Genomic DNA, 15,380 nt, shown 5'->3' on the forward strand with positions numbered 1-15,380 from the left:
TGCCGCAAAGGGCGCAGTTGTTAACCCGCAAGAGGGCCAACGCTGAGGTTTTGGTACATGCCCCAAAGCGCGGTGATAAATATGGAAATCATTCCAATGATCTGTGTATAGATCCGGTGCCGCATGAGCCGTTTGCGCAGTGTCTCGCCGCGTGCATCTTCTTCTTGTATCAGACGTGCCGTAGAAATGGACAGCATCCCGACCAATGAAAGAGGAAAACCTAAAAGGATCAAGGCTTGGGCAAACTCGACGCCATAAACAAAACCCAACAGGGATAGCATTGTGAGAAAGAAACACGCAAATCCCGCAATCCAAAGGCCCGACATTTGGGTGATAAAAAGCAAACGATTGGTGTTGATACGCACAAGGTCTTCTAAATCGGTCTCGGCTTGGCCGCCCTGACGTTTGGCGCGCAGCACCATATCAAAGGGAACACCCAAACCATAGTGGCTGGTCGTGGACCATACGACCGCCAATGCGATCCAGAACCACAGGTTCGAAAAAGAGCGCATGTCGATAAATTCAAAAAGTGTCTGATACCAGTCCAAATCAAAACCTGTCATGTCTGTTCACTGTCTCATAGCTGGCGCAACGAACAATTCCTACCCCCAGAGTACCTCTTGAGGCTGGTAAAAAATCGTGACAGCATTTAGTCAACCGATTTCCAGAGGATGCCCCTTATGACCCCGATACATGCTCCCTTCCCAGCAACCCGTTTACGCCGTGTCCGTCAAAACGCAGGCATTCGGGGTTTGGTGCGTGAAAATTACCTTTCGGCGGCAGATTTTATTTGGCCAATTTTTGTGCGTTCAGGCGAGGGTATTGTTGAGGATATCCCCTCCATGCCCGGTGTCGCGCGTCGCTCGGTTGACAAAATCGTGGATGCGGCGATTGAAGCACATGATTTGGGCATCGGGGCGATCTGCCTCTTTCCCTATACAGGGATTGAGGAACGAACGGAAGATTGCGCAGGGGCATGGGACCCTGACAACCACGTCAACCGCGCCATTCGTGCGATAAAAGCGGCGGTTCCTGACATGGTGATCATGACAGACGTTGCGCTGGATACCTACAACATCAATGGCCATGACGGGTTTGTTGTGGACGGTGAAATCATCAATGACACCACCGTTACCGCGCTGGTGAAAATGGCGCTGGAACAAGCCCGCGCTGGCGCTGATATTATTGGCCCGTCAGATATGATGGACGGCCGCATCGGGGCTATCCGCGCGGCGCTAGAGGCCGAGGGCCACCAGAATGTGATGATACTCAGCTATGCAGCGAAATACGCCAGTGCGTTTTATGGTCCTTTCCGCGATGCGGTGGGCGCATCCGGCGCGCTGACGGGCGATAAAAAGACATATCAAATGGACCCCGCAAACAGCGATGAAGCGCTGCGCCTTGCGGCGCGTGATCTGTCCGAAGGGGCCGATATGGTCATGGTTAAACCTGGCTTGCCCTATCTGGACATTTGCCGCCGCGTCAAAGACGCTTTTGGCGCACCAACCTTCGCCTATCAGGTGTCGGGTGAATACAGCATGATCAAAGCTGCCTCTACTGCTGGCATGATTGATGAGGAACGCGTGATGATGGAAAGCCTGATGGCCTTTAAACGTGCAGGCTGTGACGGCATCCTGACTTATTTTGCACCTGCGGCTGCGCGCCTGTTGAAAGCGCAGCCATGAACACGCCGCATGGAGCTGTCCTGATCAGCGTTGTTGCGCTACCGGTCCTTTTCATATTGCTGGCTGTCAGCTTTTGGTTGGGACGTGTGTTTGAGGCAAATCGCTATGAAGATACCTGTCTTGATCTCGGCGGCGGGCGCAATCCCGGCGGGTATTCCATTTGCGTTATCTCCCCAGACTCTCAAGCCCCAGAAACTCAAGACTGAAGTATATTCACAGCATGTTTTCGCCAATAGGTCGAAAACCCATGACAATGCTCAAGAATTCGCATAGGTTGCACCCAAGCTGGACGATACCAGCACAAAAAGCAGTGACATAATTTACAGGCAAAACACATGACACATTCACTTCTTACACGCCGCGCATTTGCGTTGGGCGCGGTTGCTGGCACTAGCGCATTGGCAGCGTGCGGTAATGGCGTCGGGTCCAGAGGATCTGGCACCATTGATGCCCGCGTCAACGCCACACTATCGGAAATGTACCGCACCTTCCCCAACACACGCGTCTTGGCTGAAAAATCAAACGGCATGTTGGTCATGCCATTGGTGACCGAAGCAGGGCTTGGCTTGGGGGGGGCATTTGGCCGCGGAGCGCTGCGGGTGAATGACACGACCGTTGATTATTACTCGGTGACCAAAGCATCCGGCGGCTTGCAAATCGGGGCACAGCAATATGCACATGTCTTGTTTTTCATGACCCCAAGTTCACTAGAATCTTTCCGCCGCTCTCCGGGTTGGGCCGCAGGGGCCAACATTGAATATGTGATTTCTGACAACGGTGATAGCGTCAACGCCGACACCACAACGGCCCTTTCGCCTGTACTGGCGGTTGTGTTTGGCCGCGCCGGTCTGCGCCTTGGCGCGACACTTGAGGGTAGCAAATATACGCGGATCATTCCCTAAACGCGAATGATGTTGCGGCGCAGGTTTAAGATTGCGCCGCAACGTGTTGATATAAATAACATCTGCGGTAAGATTTAGCCCATTTTACGCAAGCGCTGGATCAGGCTAGACGTGTCCCAACGTCCGCCGCCCAATTTTTGCACATCCTTATAGAATTGATCGACCAATGCCGTCAGCGGCAGGCTCGCGCCGATTTCATCGCTGGTGTCCAGACAAATACCCAAATCCTTGCGCATCCAATCCACGGCAAACCCGTGTTCAAATTCATCATCCAGCATGGTTTCATAGCGGTTCGCCATTTGCCAACTTCCCGCGGCCCCCTGAGAGATGACCTCAACAACGGCACGGCCATCAAGCCCCGCCTTTTCCGCGAAATGCAGCGCCTCCGATAGACCTTGCACCACACCCGCAATGGCAATCTGATTGCACATCTTGGTCATCTGGCCTGCACCGCTGTCACCGATCCGGCGGCAAATCTTTGAATAAATCTCCATCACAGGCAAAGCACGGGCAAACGCGCCTCCATCGCCGCCACACATAATGGACAGCTGGCCGTTTTCTGCCCCCGCTTGACCGCCCGAAATTGGCGCATCAACAAAGCTGATTTGCGCTGCACCTGCGGCAGCTGCAAGTTCTCGGGTGACGGCGGCTGAAACTGTGGTGTGATCCACAAAGACCGCGCCTGCTGACATACCTGCAAACGCACCGTCATTGCCCAGCGTGACAGACCGCAAATCATCATCATTTCCGACGCAGGCAAACACAAAGTCAGCGCCTGTTGCAGCTTCGCGCGGGGTCGCGGCATGGCTACCGCCATATGTGTCTGCCCAATCCGCTGCTTTGGTGGCTGTGCGGTTGTACACGGTCACATCATGACCCGCTTTTTGCAAATGGCCCGCCATCGGCGCCCCCATTACGCCCAAACCTAAAAATGCCAGCTTGGTACCTTGCTTTTGCATCTGCTTTTCCTTGCTTCAAAGTTGCGCTATTGCTTTGGCAAACCTAACACCATGGCCCGCAGGGTCAAATGCGGGTTCAGGTCTTTTATAAGAGGTGTTGCATGGCTTTGTTATTTCGTTGGCTTGTCCGTCTGGCAGGGGCCATGCTGGTGTTATCCGTGCTGGTTGTGGGTAGTGTCTATTGGCTCGCATCCCGTTCCCTGCCCGATTACAACGCCGACGTCGTTGTGCCGAACCTTAAACGTCCGGTTGAGATTGTCCGCGACAATGCCAATGTCCCCCATATTCTAGGCACCAAAGACGAGGACGTGTTCTTTGGGCTTGGGTTTGCCCATGCACAGGACCGCCTGTGGCAGATGACCACGTTGCGCCGCACGGCACAGGGGCGTTTATCGGAGGTATTTGGTGCCCAGACGTTGGACGTGGATAAATTGATGCGGCGGTTTGATATCTACGCGCTGTCTGTTGCGTCATTCGAGGCACTGGACGAAAATACGCAACTGGCTTTGACCTCTTATGCGGCAGGCGTGAATGCGCGGTTGGATCAGATCAATTCGGAGGCCTTGGGGCGCGGCGCGCCGGAAATGTTCCTGTTCAACGCGCCCATGGCACCGTGGCGTCCCGCCGATAGTATTGCCATCGTCAAACTGATGGCCATGCAAATGTCTGGGCACCTTGATGCAGAAGTGATCCGTGCGCGGACCTCGCTGGCCTTGCCTGATGCGGACCGTCTACGTGATATTCTGCCCGATGCCCCCGGAACAGGTGTGGCGGCCCTGCCCCGATATGCCGCACTTTTCCCAGATGTGCCGAAGTTTGCCCAAACCGAACCTTACACATCCCATCCGCTTTCCCCCTTTAAACGCATCGCCTTTGCGGGTGCGTCTAATGCTTGGGCAGCCGCGCCCTCGCGTTCCGCGTCGGGCGGTACTTTGCTGGCGAATGATCCACATCTGAGCTTCACCGCGCCCACAATCTGGTATCTGGCGCGACTTGAACTGGAGGCTGGCGGCGTTATCGGTGCCACAATCCCCGGTGTGCCCGCGATCCTGAGTGGTCGATCCAATGATCTGGGCTGGGGGATAACCTCTTCTTATCTGGATGATCAGGACGTTTATATTGAAGAGCTGAACCCCGCAAACCGAGAAGAATACCGCACGCCTGACGGGTTTAAAAAGTTCCGCACACGCGCGTCGATCATCACCGTAAAAGATCAAGATCCTGTCACGCTTACCCTGCGTTGGACTGATAACGGCCCGGTCTTGCCCGGCAGTCACTACAACCTTGCATCGATCACGCCACCGGGCACGGTTGCGGCTGTCAACTGGACCGTGCTGAGCCAACGCGACACGACCATGCAAGCCGCTATCGACTTGATGAATGCCAAAACCGTTGCGGCAGGGATCGAGGCGACATCCCTTTTCATCGCCCCCTCACAAAACCTGACATTGGTGGACCGTCAAAACATTGCCATGAAAACCATTGGCGCTGCGCCGAAACGTGATCCGAAACACCAAAGCCAAGGCCGCCTGCCTAGCCCCGGATGGATTCAGACAAACCGTTGGCAAGGCATGCTGCCTTATTCCTCCAATCCTGGCTTTGTCGCACCTGCTGGTGGCATCCTTGGCAACACCAATAACAAAATGATTGACCGCCCCTTTCCCAACCATATTTCTTTTGAATGGGGCGATACCCAGCGTGTTCAACGGTGGCAGCGCCTGATGCAAAGCAGGCAAGTCCACACGCGCGATAGCTTCATCGAAGCGCAACTGGACACGGTGAGCTTTACTGCGCGCTCCTTACTGCCCTTGGTGGGAGCAGAGCTGTGGTTCACAGGTGAAGCTGCGCCAGCTAACACCCCTGAAGCGCTACGCCAACAGGCGCTTGAGCTGCTGGCGGGCTGGTCTGGCGAAATGAACGAACACCTGCCAGAGCCGTTGATCTACGCCTCATGGATACGTGCCTTGCAATCCCGCCTGATCCAAGACGAACTTGGCCCCTTGGCCGAAGAGTTCACACAAGTTGAACCGCTGTTCATTGAACGCGTTTTCCGCGATGTCGAAGGTGCCAGTGCGTGGTGTGATGTGTTTCAGTCAGCACCTATAGAAACATGCGCAGATATGGCCCGTCTGGCGCTGGATGATGCCTTGTTGGAAATCAGCCAGAAATACGGATCAGGCCTTGAAACCCTGCGTTGGGGCGATGCGCATCAGGCCACCCAAGATCATCCAGTTTTGGGCGATGTCCCGTTGTTACGCTACTTCGTCAACATCCGCCAAAGCACATCTGGCGGCGATAACACACTGATGCGTGGCAGGACCAAAGGCACGGGCCCTGACCCGTTCCAGAACGTGCATGGTGCAGGGTATCGCGGTGTTTATGACTTTGCCGACCCTGACAGTTCTGTTTTTGTCAGCTCAACTGGACAATCCGGCCATTTCCTATCGCGTCACTATGATGATCTGGCGCAGTTGTGGCGGCGAGGTGAGTATATTCCAATGTCGTTGGATCAAGAACTGGCGCGCGCAGCATCGGTGGGGGTCACGCTTTTGATCCCGCAAGCCCAATGAGCGGCCGCGTCATCTTGTTCAACAAGCCTTTTGGCGTGTTGTCCCAATTCACCGACAAAGGCACCGAAGGCTCACCGCGCCCGACCTTGTCAGGGTTTATTGACGAAAAGGGATTCTATCCTGCGGGCCGTCTGGACCGTGACAGCGAAGGCTTGATGGTCCTGACGGATCATGGCCCTTTGCAGGCGCGTATTTCCGATCCGAAATACAAGTTGGAAAAAACCTATCTGGTTCAGGTTGAGGGCACTCCCTCGGAGGAAGCGCTTGAGGCATTGCGGCGCGGTGTGACGCTGAAAGACGGGAAAACACGCCCTGCCCGCGCAGAACAAATCGACCCACCCGAAGACCTGTGGCCGCGTAATCCGCCTGTTCGGTTTCGTAAATCCGTGCCCGACGCGTGGCTACGTATCACCATTTCCGAAGGGCGTAACCGTCAGGTGCGGCGTATGACGGCGCATGTGGAATTACCCACCCTACGGCTGATCCGTGCGCAAGTGGGCGATTGGCAGTTAAACCAATTGCGCCCCGGCGCATGGCGATTTGCCTCTGCCACAGGCGCCTGAACAGAAAAAGGGGCGCATGATGCGCCCCTTTGAATTATTCTTGTACCCGCCTGTCACTACACGTCTGCCAGTTTCACGAACCAGTCACTTTCATGAACAGTCCCAGTGCGTGTTATTGACGCTGATACGCGGCCTCGACATCGGCAGGCCAGCGCACGGTGATGTCAAATCCCGTTTCAGTCTGGGTTTCTGATACAACGATATCTTGCGCAAAAAGCCACGCCCGCTTGCGTCCCTCTGCGAAAGTCAGGGTCAAATCGGTGGTGCGCAAAGCACCCTGAAGCGCCTCTGCAACAGTGGTTTGCAATAGCTCCAGACCTTCGCCCGTGATCGCAGAAATAGCAATGACACCATCATCGCGTGCGGCCCGTTCGCGCATGGCATCGGCGCGGTCCTGTGGCAGCAGATCCAGCTTGTTCCACACCTCAAACGAGCGGGTATCATCAGGCACCCCAAGGGATGTCAGGATATCGCGCACATCTTTGGCTTGCTCTTCTGTCTCGGCGTGAGAGACGTCGCGCACATGCAAAATGATGTCGGCGGCCAGTACTTCTTCCAATGTCGCGCGGAAGGCCGCCACCAGTTCTGTCGGCAGATCAGAGATGAAACCAACCGTATCACTCATGATGATCTCTGGGCCATCCAGCAATTCTAGGCTGCGCATTGTCGGGTCCAACGTGGCAAAGAGCATGTCTTTGACCAGCACATCAGCCCCTGTCAGGCGATTGAACAGCGTGGATTTCCCCGCGTTGGTATAACCCACGAGCGCCACAATAGGGTAAGGAATTTTTGCCCGTGCTGCACGGTGCAGCGCACGGGTTTTCACCACTTTTTCCAACTGGCGTTTCAGGCGTACCAATTGATCATCAATGGCACGGCGGTCAGCCTCGATCTGGGTTTCACCCGGACCACCAACAAAACCAAGCCCGCCCCGCTGGCGCTCCAAGTGGGTCCAAGCACGCACCAGACGTGTGCGTTGGTAATTCAAGGCTGCCATCTCGACTTGCAGCACACCTTCACGGGTGGCGGCACGGTCGCTGAAAATCTCAAGGATCAGGCCGGTACGGTCCAGCAGTTTGACCTTCCAGGCTTTCTCAAGGTTGCGCTGTTGCACGGGGCTGACAGGGCCATCGACCAACACCAATTCAACTTCGGCCTCTTCCAGCATCAGCCGGATTTCTTCGATCTTGCCCGAACCGAACAAGTGGCCTGCATTGATGGTGCGCAGTTGCACAATCCCTGATCCCACAACTTCTAAATTTGGTAAGGCTTCGGCCAAAGCAACAGCTTCGGCCAAGGCGGGGCCAGCGGTGCGCCGGCTGTTGTCATTTTTGATATCAGGATGCAGCACCCAAGCACGCGTCAGCGCGGGGCCATCTGTCTCATCTATCTGGAACTGAGTTTTACTCAAGAAGCGTCTTCACCCTCATACAAGCTGATTGGCTGGCTTGGCATGATGGTGGAAATCGCGTGCTTGTAGACCAATTGGGATTGGCCGTCGCGGCGCAACAGAACACAAAAATTGTCAAACCAAGTGATCACGCCTTGCAGCTTGACCCCGTTAATCAGGAAAATTGTGACCGGTACTTTGGTCTTGCGTACGTGGTTCAGGAACGCATCCTGAAGGTTTTGTCTGTCAGACGCCATAGTTTGTTCTTCCATTTATTCTTATCGTTTGCCGCAATCGGCGGGTGGTTATCTAACTATGGATTGCGGTTAGGGAAGTTTCCACCCCCAATTTCAAGCATTTGTGAGCGGCACATGTCGCCGTGTCAGCTTCGCCACAGGTCAGGTGTGAGCAATGCGATGATTGCAAGCGTTTCCAGACGTCCTAAAACCATTGAGGCGGCCAATATCGCTTTGGCTGTATCGCTAAGCGCCAGCAAGTCAATTGGGGCCTCGCCGCCCACTACGGTCAACGGCCCTGTGGTTGAAAGCGTGGCAATGGCCAGTACCATGGCGTCTTCGAATGTGACCCCTACCAAAGTCAGGGCCAGCGTCACGGCAGCCACCGACAGGGCAAACAGCATGAAAAATATCCACGCGATAAACGCCCCGCCTGATTGCAAACGGCGGCCCGCCACCCCTGCCCCTGATACCGAATTGGGATGCACCAGCTTTTCCATTTCGCGCACGCCATTACGGTACAGGGCATAGACCCGCAACAGTTTCGCGCCCCCCGCTGTGGTCGCAACGCCGCCGCCGATAACCGAAAGACCCATCAGGATCAAACCGGGTGTGCCCAACCCCGACCAGCTTTGGGCCTCGCTCCAATAGCCGGACACAAATCCGGTGGTGGAGAGGAAGGACAGAACAGTAAACACAGCGCCCCAGAGCGCACGCAGTGCGGTACCGAAAGTAGACGTGCTTTCCAGATCAATGGCTCCCAGAAAGTGACGGGCGAACAAAGCCAGCGGTACAACCAACACGATGGCCAAACCGATGCGAAATTCGGGATCGGTACGCAGGCCACCTTGGGTCGCAATGATCGTGTCTCTTGTGAAAGTCAGACGTGACAGAGCGAGCAACATAAAGGCGGCCATGACGACTTCGCCAACAAATCCTATCTGGCTAAAACCTGATGCCCCCAAAGCTGAAATGCCCGATGTGGCCAATACAGACATAGCATGACACCACGCGTTAAAGGCGTCCTGCCCAGAGATCATCAGCAGGATCCACAAAACAACAGTTAGCCCGATATAAAGCGGCGCAAGGCTGCGAGCGGCGCGGCCTATGCGCTGGCGCGGGCTAAGCCGTGTCATGGCATGCATCGGGTTTCCTTGACGGCCCGGCTCGGCTTGGGCGGTGATCTCAAATCCACCAAGATTAAGCGGTGCAAGGATCGCCACAGCAGAAACCCACATCAGCAATCCGCCCATCCACCCCACCTGAGCACGCCAAAGATGCAACGACGGTCCCAGCCGTACCGGATTATCGAACAGAGTCGCACCTGTTGTTGTCAGGGCGCTGAGCATCTCAAAATAGGCGTTGAAAAAACGTGTAGTTGGCAAGGCTTCGACAAAAGGAATGGCAAAGACCACGGGCAGAAAAACAAAGGCCGAAAAAAGGGATAGCAACGGCCCCAATGCCCCGTGCCTAGGTGCACGGCCCGCATGGGCCACACCGATCAGCAAAAAGGTGATCGTCCCAAGTAAACCTGCATAGAAAAATGCCTGACTGGCGCTGTGTTTATCCGCCACCAATGCAAAAGCAGCAGGAATAAACATCGAAAAGACACCCACGCCGAACATCAGCAAAAACAGCGGCAGCTGGGTCAGGTTATGTCTTATGCTGGTGTTACGGTACACAGGCTGCTTTCTAGAAAAAGTCGATTGAAACCTGCATCAGCTGTTCCAGCTGTGCAACATCTTTGGTCAGAACGAAGACAGCAATCACATCCCCTTCTTCGATACGTGTATCGCCCATCGGGCGGATCACCTTGTCACCTTTACGCACGGCTCCCAGCAATGCCCCTTCGGGGAAATCGATTTCATTCAGCTTTTTACCTGCGATAGGTGATGTCGATAGCACTTCTGCTTCGATCACTTCCGCTTCGGCATCCCCGATAGAATAAACGGATCGCACGCGGCCATGCCGGATGTGCCTCAGGATCGAACTGACCGTGGTAGAGCGCGGGTTGATATAGGCATCAATGCCGAGCGGTTGCATCAACGGAACCAATGTCGGATCGTTGATAAGCGCAATCACATAAGGACAACCTTCCGCTTTGGCACGCACACAGGCCAACATATTTGTTTTGTCATCATCGGTCACCGCCAGCATGGCATCAGCACGGTTGATGCCCGCTTCGGCCAGCAGCGCAGCATCCAGCCCGTCCCCGTTCAAAACAATGGTCCGCTCCAGCGCCTCTGCGGCGCGCTCTGCACAGACGCGGCTTTTCTCGATGACTTTGGCGCGCACGCGCTTGGCTCGTTTCTCAAGGGTCAGCGCAACGGACAGACCTACATTCCCACCGCCGACAAGCACAACGCGCTCTTGGGTGGTTGATTTTTTGCCGAATATCTCCATCGCACGCGAGATATCATCGCGGTGTACAAACAGATAACAATCATCGTTGCTAAAGAGCTGATCTTTGGCCCCGGGAACAAACAAACGTCCCTCGCGGCGCACCCCAACAACAACCGCCCGCAGGGTCGAAAACAAATCGGTGAGCTGGCGCAGCGGTGTGTTCAGAACGGGGCAATCTTCATCCAAGGTGATGCCCAGCAATTGGGCATGGCCATCCATGAAAACTTCGGTATCAAAAGCAGCCGGCGCAGCAAGGCGCTGTAAAGCGGCAGTGGCCACTTCACGCTCGGGGCTGATGACAACGTCAATCGGCAGGTGATCACGGCGATAAAGATCGGAATAAATTGCATCAAGGTAGGATTGCGAGCGCAGACGGGCGATCTTGCGGTTGATGCCGAAAACCGAATGGGCAACCTGACAGGTGACCATATTCACCTCATCCGAATGGGTCGCCGCGATGATCATATCCGCATCCCGCGCGCCTGCACGGTCCAATACATCGGGATAGCTGGCAAAACCGGCAACCCCCTGCACGTCCAGTGAATCCGTGGCGCGGCGCACAAGGTCAGCATTGTTATCCACAACCGTCACATCGTTACGCTCCCCTGAGAGATGCCGTGCGATTTGCCAGCCAACTTGACCTGCGCCGCAAATGATAACTTTCATGATTAGGAGATCCCTTGCTGGGTCAGGCAGTGCGAAACACACTGCCGACATGGCCATGCCTGAATGCCGCAACAAATGTCAGAACGGGCCAGCGGGGTCAATTCAAATGTAGAAACGTTCGTGAACCGTGGGCCGGTACGATTTTTGTGTCAAAACTGCCCCAAACGCCTAGCGGCGCCAATGTATGACCTGCACTCCTAGCCAGCGCCGGTCCTACGTACCCGCCCAAATTGGATAGATAGGACCAGCAATTGCCTAGGAAATTAGCCGAATGCCCTACTCTTCATCGTCCACATGGGCGACACGGGTGCCTGACTTGGCCGATGTGACCACGCCGAGGCTTTTGAGTTTGCGGTGCAGCGCCGAACGTTCCATCCCGACAAAATTCGCTGTGCGGCTGATATTGCCCCCGAAACGGTTGATCTGGGTCAGCAAGTACTCACGCTCGAATGCCTCGCGGGCTTCGCGCAGCGGCAGGCTGGCCATAGCACCCGAAAGTACAACACGGCCTTCTTCTTCGCTGTGATCTTCCTCACCGGGCAATTCACGGGCCTCAATCGGGCTTGAATCCTCGCCAAGGATCAGAACGCGTTCCACAAGGTTCTTGAGCTGCCTCACGTTGCCCGGCCACAACATGGTTTGCATCAACGCCTGTGCGTCATCCGTGATTTCGCGCAGTGGTAGCCCCTGACCGCTGTTAAATTTCTCAATGAAATGCGCTGCCAGCAACGGAATATCCTCACGCCGCTCGGACAATGACGGCACCGCAATCGGGACAACATTCAAGCGATGATAGAGTTCTTCACGGAAGGTATCCGCCGCAATTTCTACTTCTAAGTCTTTGTTTGTGCTTGAAATAACCCGCAGGTCAACACGTACTTTGTCATTGCCACCTACACGAGTGAACTGTTGGTCTACCAATACGCGCAAAATTTTGGATTGCGTGCCCAGCGGCATGTCGGCCACTTCGTCAAAATAGACAACACCGCCATGACCTTGCTCTAACAGGCCCTGTTCGATACCGCGCTCGGGTGTTTCACGACCAAAGAGAACTTCTTCCATCCGTTCGGGTGCCACGCCCGCGCAATTCACCGTGACAAACGGTGCAGAAGCACGGTTTGAGTTGGCATGAATATAACGTGCAGCCACTTCTTTGCCCGCGCCTGCAGGACCGGTTAGCATCACACGGCCATTGGATTTTGTGACCTTGTCCAACTGGCTGACCAGCGTTTTAAACGCCGTCGAATTACCGACCATTTCTGAGGGACTACCGTCTTTACGCTTGAGGCTGACATTCTCGCGGCGCAGGCGGGAGGTTTCCATGGCGCGGCGGATCACCACCATTAACTGATCGATGTTGAAAGGCTTTTCGATAAAATCATAGGCGCCTTGTTTGATCGCAGCGACAGCGATTTCAACATTGCCGTGCCCAGAAATAATCACAACAGGAACATCAGGATTATCCCGTTTGACGGACTTGAGGATATCAATGCCGTCCATCTTGCTGTCTTTCAGCCAGATATCGAGGATCATCAGCGCAGGTGCCTCAGCGTTCACTGCCGCCATGGCATCATCGGAATTACCAGCAAGACGCGTGGCAAAGCCTTCGTCCTCAAGGATATCAGAGATCAACTCGCGGATGTCGCGCTCGTCATCTACAATCAGAATGTCGCTCATAATGGGTGCTCCTCAAAGTCTGTTTGTCGCTCGGTGCCAAGAGGTAGAGTGATCTCTGCCATGGCACCAAAATGGGTTTGCCCCTCAAATACTGGGGCATCGGAAAGGATCAGGCTCCCGCCGTGTTCCTCGATTATCTTTTTAACGATCGGCAAGCCAAGGCCCGTGCCTTCGCTGCGCGTTGTCACATAGGGCTCAAACAGGCGCGCGCGATCCTCGGGCAGCCCGATGCCATTATCAGCTATTGTAATATGGGCCGCTCCGTCGTTGACGCTGAGGTGCACATGCACCTGTGGTAGCAGATTTTCGGGTGCCCCGTCTTGTTTAAGAGTGTCGATGGCTTCGCCTGCGTTTTTAATCAGATTTGTTAGAGCCTGTGTAATCATTGTCGCGTCAATCAGCGCGGGGAGTTCTGCCTTTTGCACATCAGATATGAGCTTTATGTCAGGTCTGCCGGTTTTTTGTAGCAGAACCGCGTCCCGCACAAGCTGCGCAAGGTCTTGCGCCGTGCGCTCTGGCTCGGGCATACGGGCGAATTTTGAAAACTCGTCTACAATCCGGCGCAGATCGCCTGTCTGACGGATGATGACACCTGTCAGTTGATCCAGACTGTCCGCATCCTCCCCCAGCTTAGGAGAAAACTTGCGTTTAATCCGCTCGGCAGAGAGCTGAATCGGCGTGAGCGGGTTTTTGATTTCATGAGCAATGCGCCGTGCCACATCACCCCAAGCGGCCATACGTTGTGCACTGACCAAATCTGTCACATCATCAAAGGCCACAACGTAGCCCTCGAGCCGCCCGTCGTCGGTGCGCCGCGTCGCCATACGAACCAAAAGGTTCTCCATCTGGCCCTGCCGCGATACTTTGATTTCCTGCTGCGTGGATTCAGTGCCCGTGGCCGTCACAGTTTCATAGAGCGGGCCAAATTCGGGTATCGCCACAGTCAGAGCCAGTGATTGCTGGTCCTCTTCCCAGTTCAACAGGCGCATCGCAGAGCGGTTTACAAAGGTCACACGCCCCTCGGGGTCCAACCCGACAACGCCTGACGTGACTGAACTCAGCACAGAATCAAATAGCCTGCGCCGCCGCTCAATCTGGCGTGTATTGTCGAGCAACGTGTTCCGCTGTCCTTTGAGTTGCTTGGTCATCTGGTTAAAGTACCGACCCAATTCAGCGATTTCGTCGTCGCCATCATCGTCGCGGACTTGCATGTCCAGATTGCCTTCACCAACGCGCTGCGCGGCCCCCGTCAAGCGGCCAATCGGGCCAGAGAGACGTTCGGCAAACCACAGACCCAACCAAACGGCAGCCAGAATGATGATCACGGCAAAGGCCAGATACAACAGTCCGAATTCAAACAGCATCCGCCCCCGCTCGCTCTCTAGCTGTTGATAGAGGCGTATGGTTTCCTGAGTTTCATCAAGCAGGCTGAGGATTTCACCGTCCACGTCACGGCTGACATACAAGAAACGATCTACAAAAGAATTAAGGCGCACCAATGCGCGGAACTCACTGTGCTCCCAATCTTCGATCAGGTGCACTTCTGCGCCATCCGCTGCTTTGATTTGTGCAGGTGTCACTGCATCAAAGTTAAACAGATACGAGCGATCCCCACGGGCGCGAATTTCACCTGTTGCATCAATCATATAGGCTTCACGCAGACCGCGTTGAATTTGGCGCTGCGCCTCGCCCAACAATTCGCTATCGCTTAAATCAATCCCACCGCGCCGTGCACGGTCAATGCTGCGTGCAAGGCCTACCGCATCATCCGTGAGTGCTGTGCGTTCTTCGTCTGCATAAGCTTGGGCGGCAAGCAGCGAATTACCCACCACAACGCGGACCCGCTCCGAGAACCAGCCCTCGATACCGATGTTGATTGTTAGAACAGCAAATACCGCGACCGAAACTGTGGGGATCAACGCCATCAGCGCAAAAACGCCTGTGAGCCGCAAATGAAGGCGCGATCCTGCAGATTTGGCGCGCCGCGCCATCACCAGTCGCGCCACCTGAGACAGCACCAATGCCGCAACGACAAGAATATATATCAAGTCCAACAACAGAATCAGCCGCAATGTGCTGGTGCTGCCTTTGTCCAACGGACCAAGGGCCAGATAGGTCCCTAACGCCAGCAGCGGGCCCAAAACCACCAACCCGAAGGTCATCGCATTGCGCACACGCTTCATCCGCCGCAGGTGCGACAGCTGCATGAGCCAATAATTGCGTGTTCTGGGTGCCACGCGGAGAACCTCACCTGATGTGGTGCATTTGCACCGGACCGCCATATTATGTGATCCTAACCAAGACTGTTTCTCGGTGGCCACGTTTATGT

13 protein-coding genes are annotated in these 15,380 nt (G+C 55.1%); 5 read left to right on the forward strand and 8 right to left on the reverse strand.

Annotation, left to right across the window (positions count from 1 at the left end):
- Positions 1-20 precede the first annotated feature (20 nt).
- Positions 21-563 (reverse strand): component of SufBCD complex, encoded by a 543-nt coding sequence (locus GGR95_RS10515; protein WP_425506392.1) that lies wholly within the window; start codon positions 561-563, stop codon positions 21-23.
- Positions 564-680: 117 nt separating this feature from the next.
- Here GGR95_RS10515 and hemB point away from each other — a divergent pair, with 117 nt between their 5' ends.
- The 3 genes from hemB to GGR95_RS10530 all read left to right on the forward strand — a co-directional run bounded on the left by hemB (position 681) and on the right by GGR95_RS10530 (position 2,587).
- Entirely contained in the window at positions 681-1,685 is a 1,005-nt protein-coding gene (gene hemB / locus GGR95_RS10520; protein ID WP_184565591.1) for a porphobilinogen synthase, read from the forward strand.
- Positions 1,682-1,891, forward strand: coding sequence for a hypothetical protein (locus tag GGR95_RS10525; protein WP_184565593.1), 210 nt, complete (start codon positions 1,682-1,684; stop codon positions 1,889-1,891). The genes hemB and GGR95_RS10525 overlap by 4 nt, the downstream gene beginning before the upstream one ends.
- A 129-nt stretch (positions 1,892-2,020) precedes the next feature.
- On the forward strand, positions 2,021-2,587 hold the full coding sequence (locus GGR95_RS10530) for a lipid-binding SYLF domain-containing protein (protein WP_184565595.1): 567 nt from the start codon (positions 2,021-2,023) through the stop codon (positions 2,585-2,587).
- Between the two features lie 74 nt (positions 2,588-2,661).
- On the opposite strand, the gene GGR95_RS10535 is transcribed toward GGR95_RS10530, so the two are convergent.
- Positions 2,662-3,546, reverse strand: coding sequence for an NAD(P)-dependent oxidoreductase (locus tag GGR95_RS10535; protein WP_184565597.1), 885 nt, complete (start codon positions 3,544-3,546; stop codon positions 2,662-2,664).
- A gap of 101 nt (positions 3,547-3,647) precedes the next feature.
- On the opposite strand from GGR95_RS10535, the gene GGR95_RS10540 reads away from it, so the two are divergent.
- Complete coding sequence (locus GGR95_RS10540) at positions 3,648-6,116, forward strand: penicillin acylase family protein (RefSeq protein WP_184565600.1); 2,469 nt, start codon at positions 3,648-3,650, stop codon at positions 6,114-6,116.
- Complete coding sequence (locus tag GGR95_RS10545) at positions 6,113-6,679, forward strand: pseudouridine synthase (RefSeq protein WP_184565602.1); 567 nt, start codon at positions 6,113-6,115, stop codon at positions 6,677-6,679. Before GGR95_RS10540 ends, GGR95_RS10545 begins: the two co-directional genes overlap by 4 nt.
- A 112-nt stretch (positions 6,680-6,791) precedes the next feature.
- Here GGR95_RS10545 and hflX read toward each other — a convergent pair whose 3' ends face one another.
- The 6 genes from hflX to GGR95_RS10575 form a co-directional block, all read right to left on the reverse strand.
- Positions 6,792-8,090 carry a GTPase HflX gene (hflX, locus tag GGR95_RS10550; RefSeq protein ID WP_221384837.1) on the reverse strand — a complete coding sequence of 433 codons (1,299 nt, stop codon included), beginning with the start codon at positions 8,088-8,090 and terminating at the stop codon, positions 6,792-6,794.
- Complete coding sequence (gene hfq, locus GGR95_RS10555; RefSeq protein WP_007119530.1) at positions 8,087-8,326, reverse strand: RNA chaperone Hfq; 240 nt, start codon at positions 8,324-8,326, stop codon at positions 8,087-8,089. Before hfq ends, hflX begins: the two co-directional genes overlap by 4 nt.
- A 125-nt stretch (positions 8,327-8,451) precedes the next feature.
- Positions 8,452-9,987 carry a TrkH family potassium uptake protein gene (locus GGR95_RS10560; protein ID WP_425506393.1) on the reverse strand — a complete coding sequence of 512 codons (1,536 nt, stop codon included), beginning with the start codon at positions 9,985-9,987 and terminating at the stop codon, positions 8,452-8,454.
- 10 nt (positions 9,988-9,997) lie between these two features.
- On the reverse strand, positions 9,998-11,374 hold the full coding sequence (gene trkA / locus GGR95_RS10565) for a Trk system potassium transporter TrkA (RefSeq protein WP_184565604.1): 1,377 nt from the start codon (positions 11,372-11,374) through the stop codon (positions 9,998-10,000).
- A 276-nt stretch (positions 11,375-11,650) separates the two neighbouring features.
- On the reverse strand, positions 11,651-13,051 hold the full coding sequence (ntrX, locus tag GGR95_RS10570; RefSeq protein ID WP_184565606.1) for a nitrogen assimilation response regulator NtrX: 1,401 nt from the start codon (positions 13,049-13,051) through the stop codon (positions 11,651-11,653).
- Positions 13,048-15,258, reverse strand: a complete 2,211-nt coding sequence (locus GGR95_RS10575) for a sensor histidine kinase NtrY-like (RefSeq protein ID WP_184565764.1) — start codon at positions 15,256-15,258, stop codon at positions 13,048-13,050. Before GGR95_RS10575 ends, ntrX begins: the two co-directional genes overlap by 4 nt.
- Between the last annotated feature and the right edge of the window lie 122 nt (positions 15,259-15,380).

The organism is Sulfitobacter undariae, assembly GCF_014196805.1.
GTDB classification, from domain to species: Bacteria; Pseudomonadota; Alphaproteobacteria; order Rhodobacterales; family Rhodobacteraceae; genus Sulfitobacter; species Sulfitobacter undariae.

Coding starts and splice junctions, on each gene's coding strand:
- GGR95_RS10515 (WP_425506392.1), bottom strand. CDS start 563: ATGACAGGTTTTGATTTGGACTGGTATCAGACACTTTTTGAATTTATC.
- hemB (WP_184565591.1), top strand. CDS start 681: ATGACCCCGATACATGCTCCCTTCCCAGCAACCCGTTTACGCCGTGTC.
- GGR95_RS10525 (WP_184565593.1), top strand. CDS start 1,682: ATGAACACGCCGCATGGAGCTGTCCTGATCAGCGTTGTTGCGCTACCG.
- GGR95_RS10530 (WP_184565595.1), top strand. CDS start 2,021: ATGACACATTCACTTCTTACACGCCGCGCATTTGCGTTGGGCGCGGTT.
- GGR95_RS10535 (WP_184565597.1), bottom strand. CDS start 3,546: ATGCAAAAGCAAGGTACCAAGCTGGCATTTTTAGGTTTGGGCGTAATG.
- GGR95_RS10540 (WP_184565600.1), top strand. CDS start 3,648: ATGGCTTTGTTATTTCGTTGGCTTGTCCGTCTGGCAGGGGCCATGCTG.
- GGR95_RS10545 (WP_184565602.1), top strand. CDS start 6,113: ATGAGCGGCCGCGTCATCTTGTTCAACAAGCCTTTTGGCGTGTTGTCC.
- hfq (WP_007119530.1), bottom strand. CDS start 8,326: ATGGCGTCTGACAGACAAAACCTTCAGGATGCGTTCCTGAACCACGTA.
- trkA (WP_184565604.1), bottom strand. CDS start 11,374: ATGAAAGTTATCATTTGCGGCGCAGGTCAAGTTGGCTGGCAAATCGCA.
- ntrX (WP_184565606.1), bottom strand. CDS start 13,051: ATGAGCGACATTCTGATTGTAGATGACGAGCGCGACATCCGCGAGTTG.
- GGR95_RS10575 (WP_184565764.1), bottom strand. CDS start 15,258: ATGCAGCTGTCGCACCTGCGGCGGATGAAGCGTGTGCGCAATGCGATG.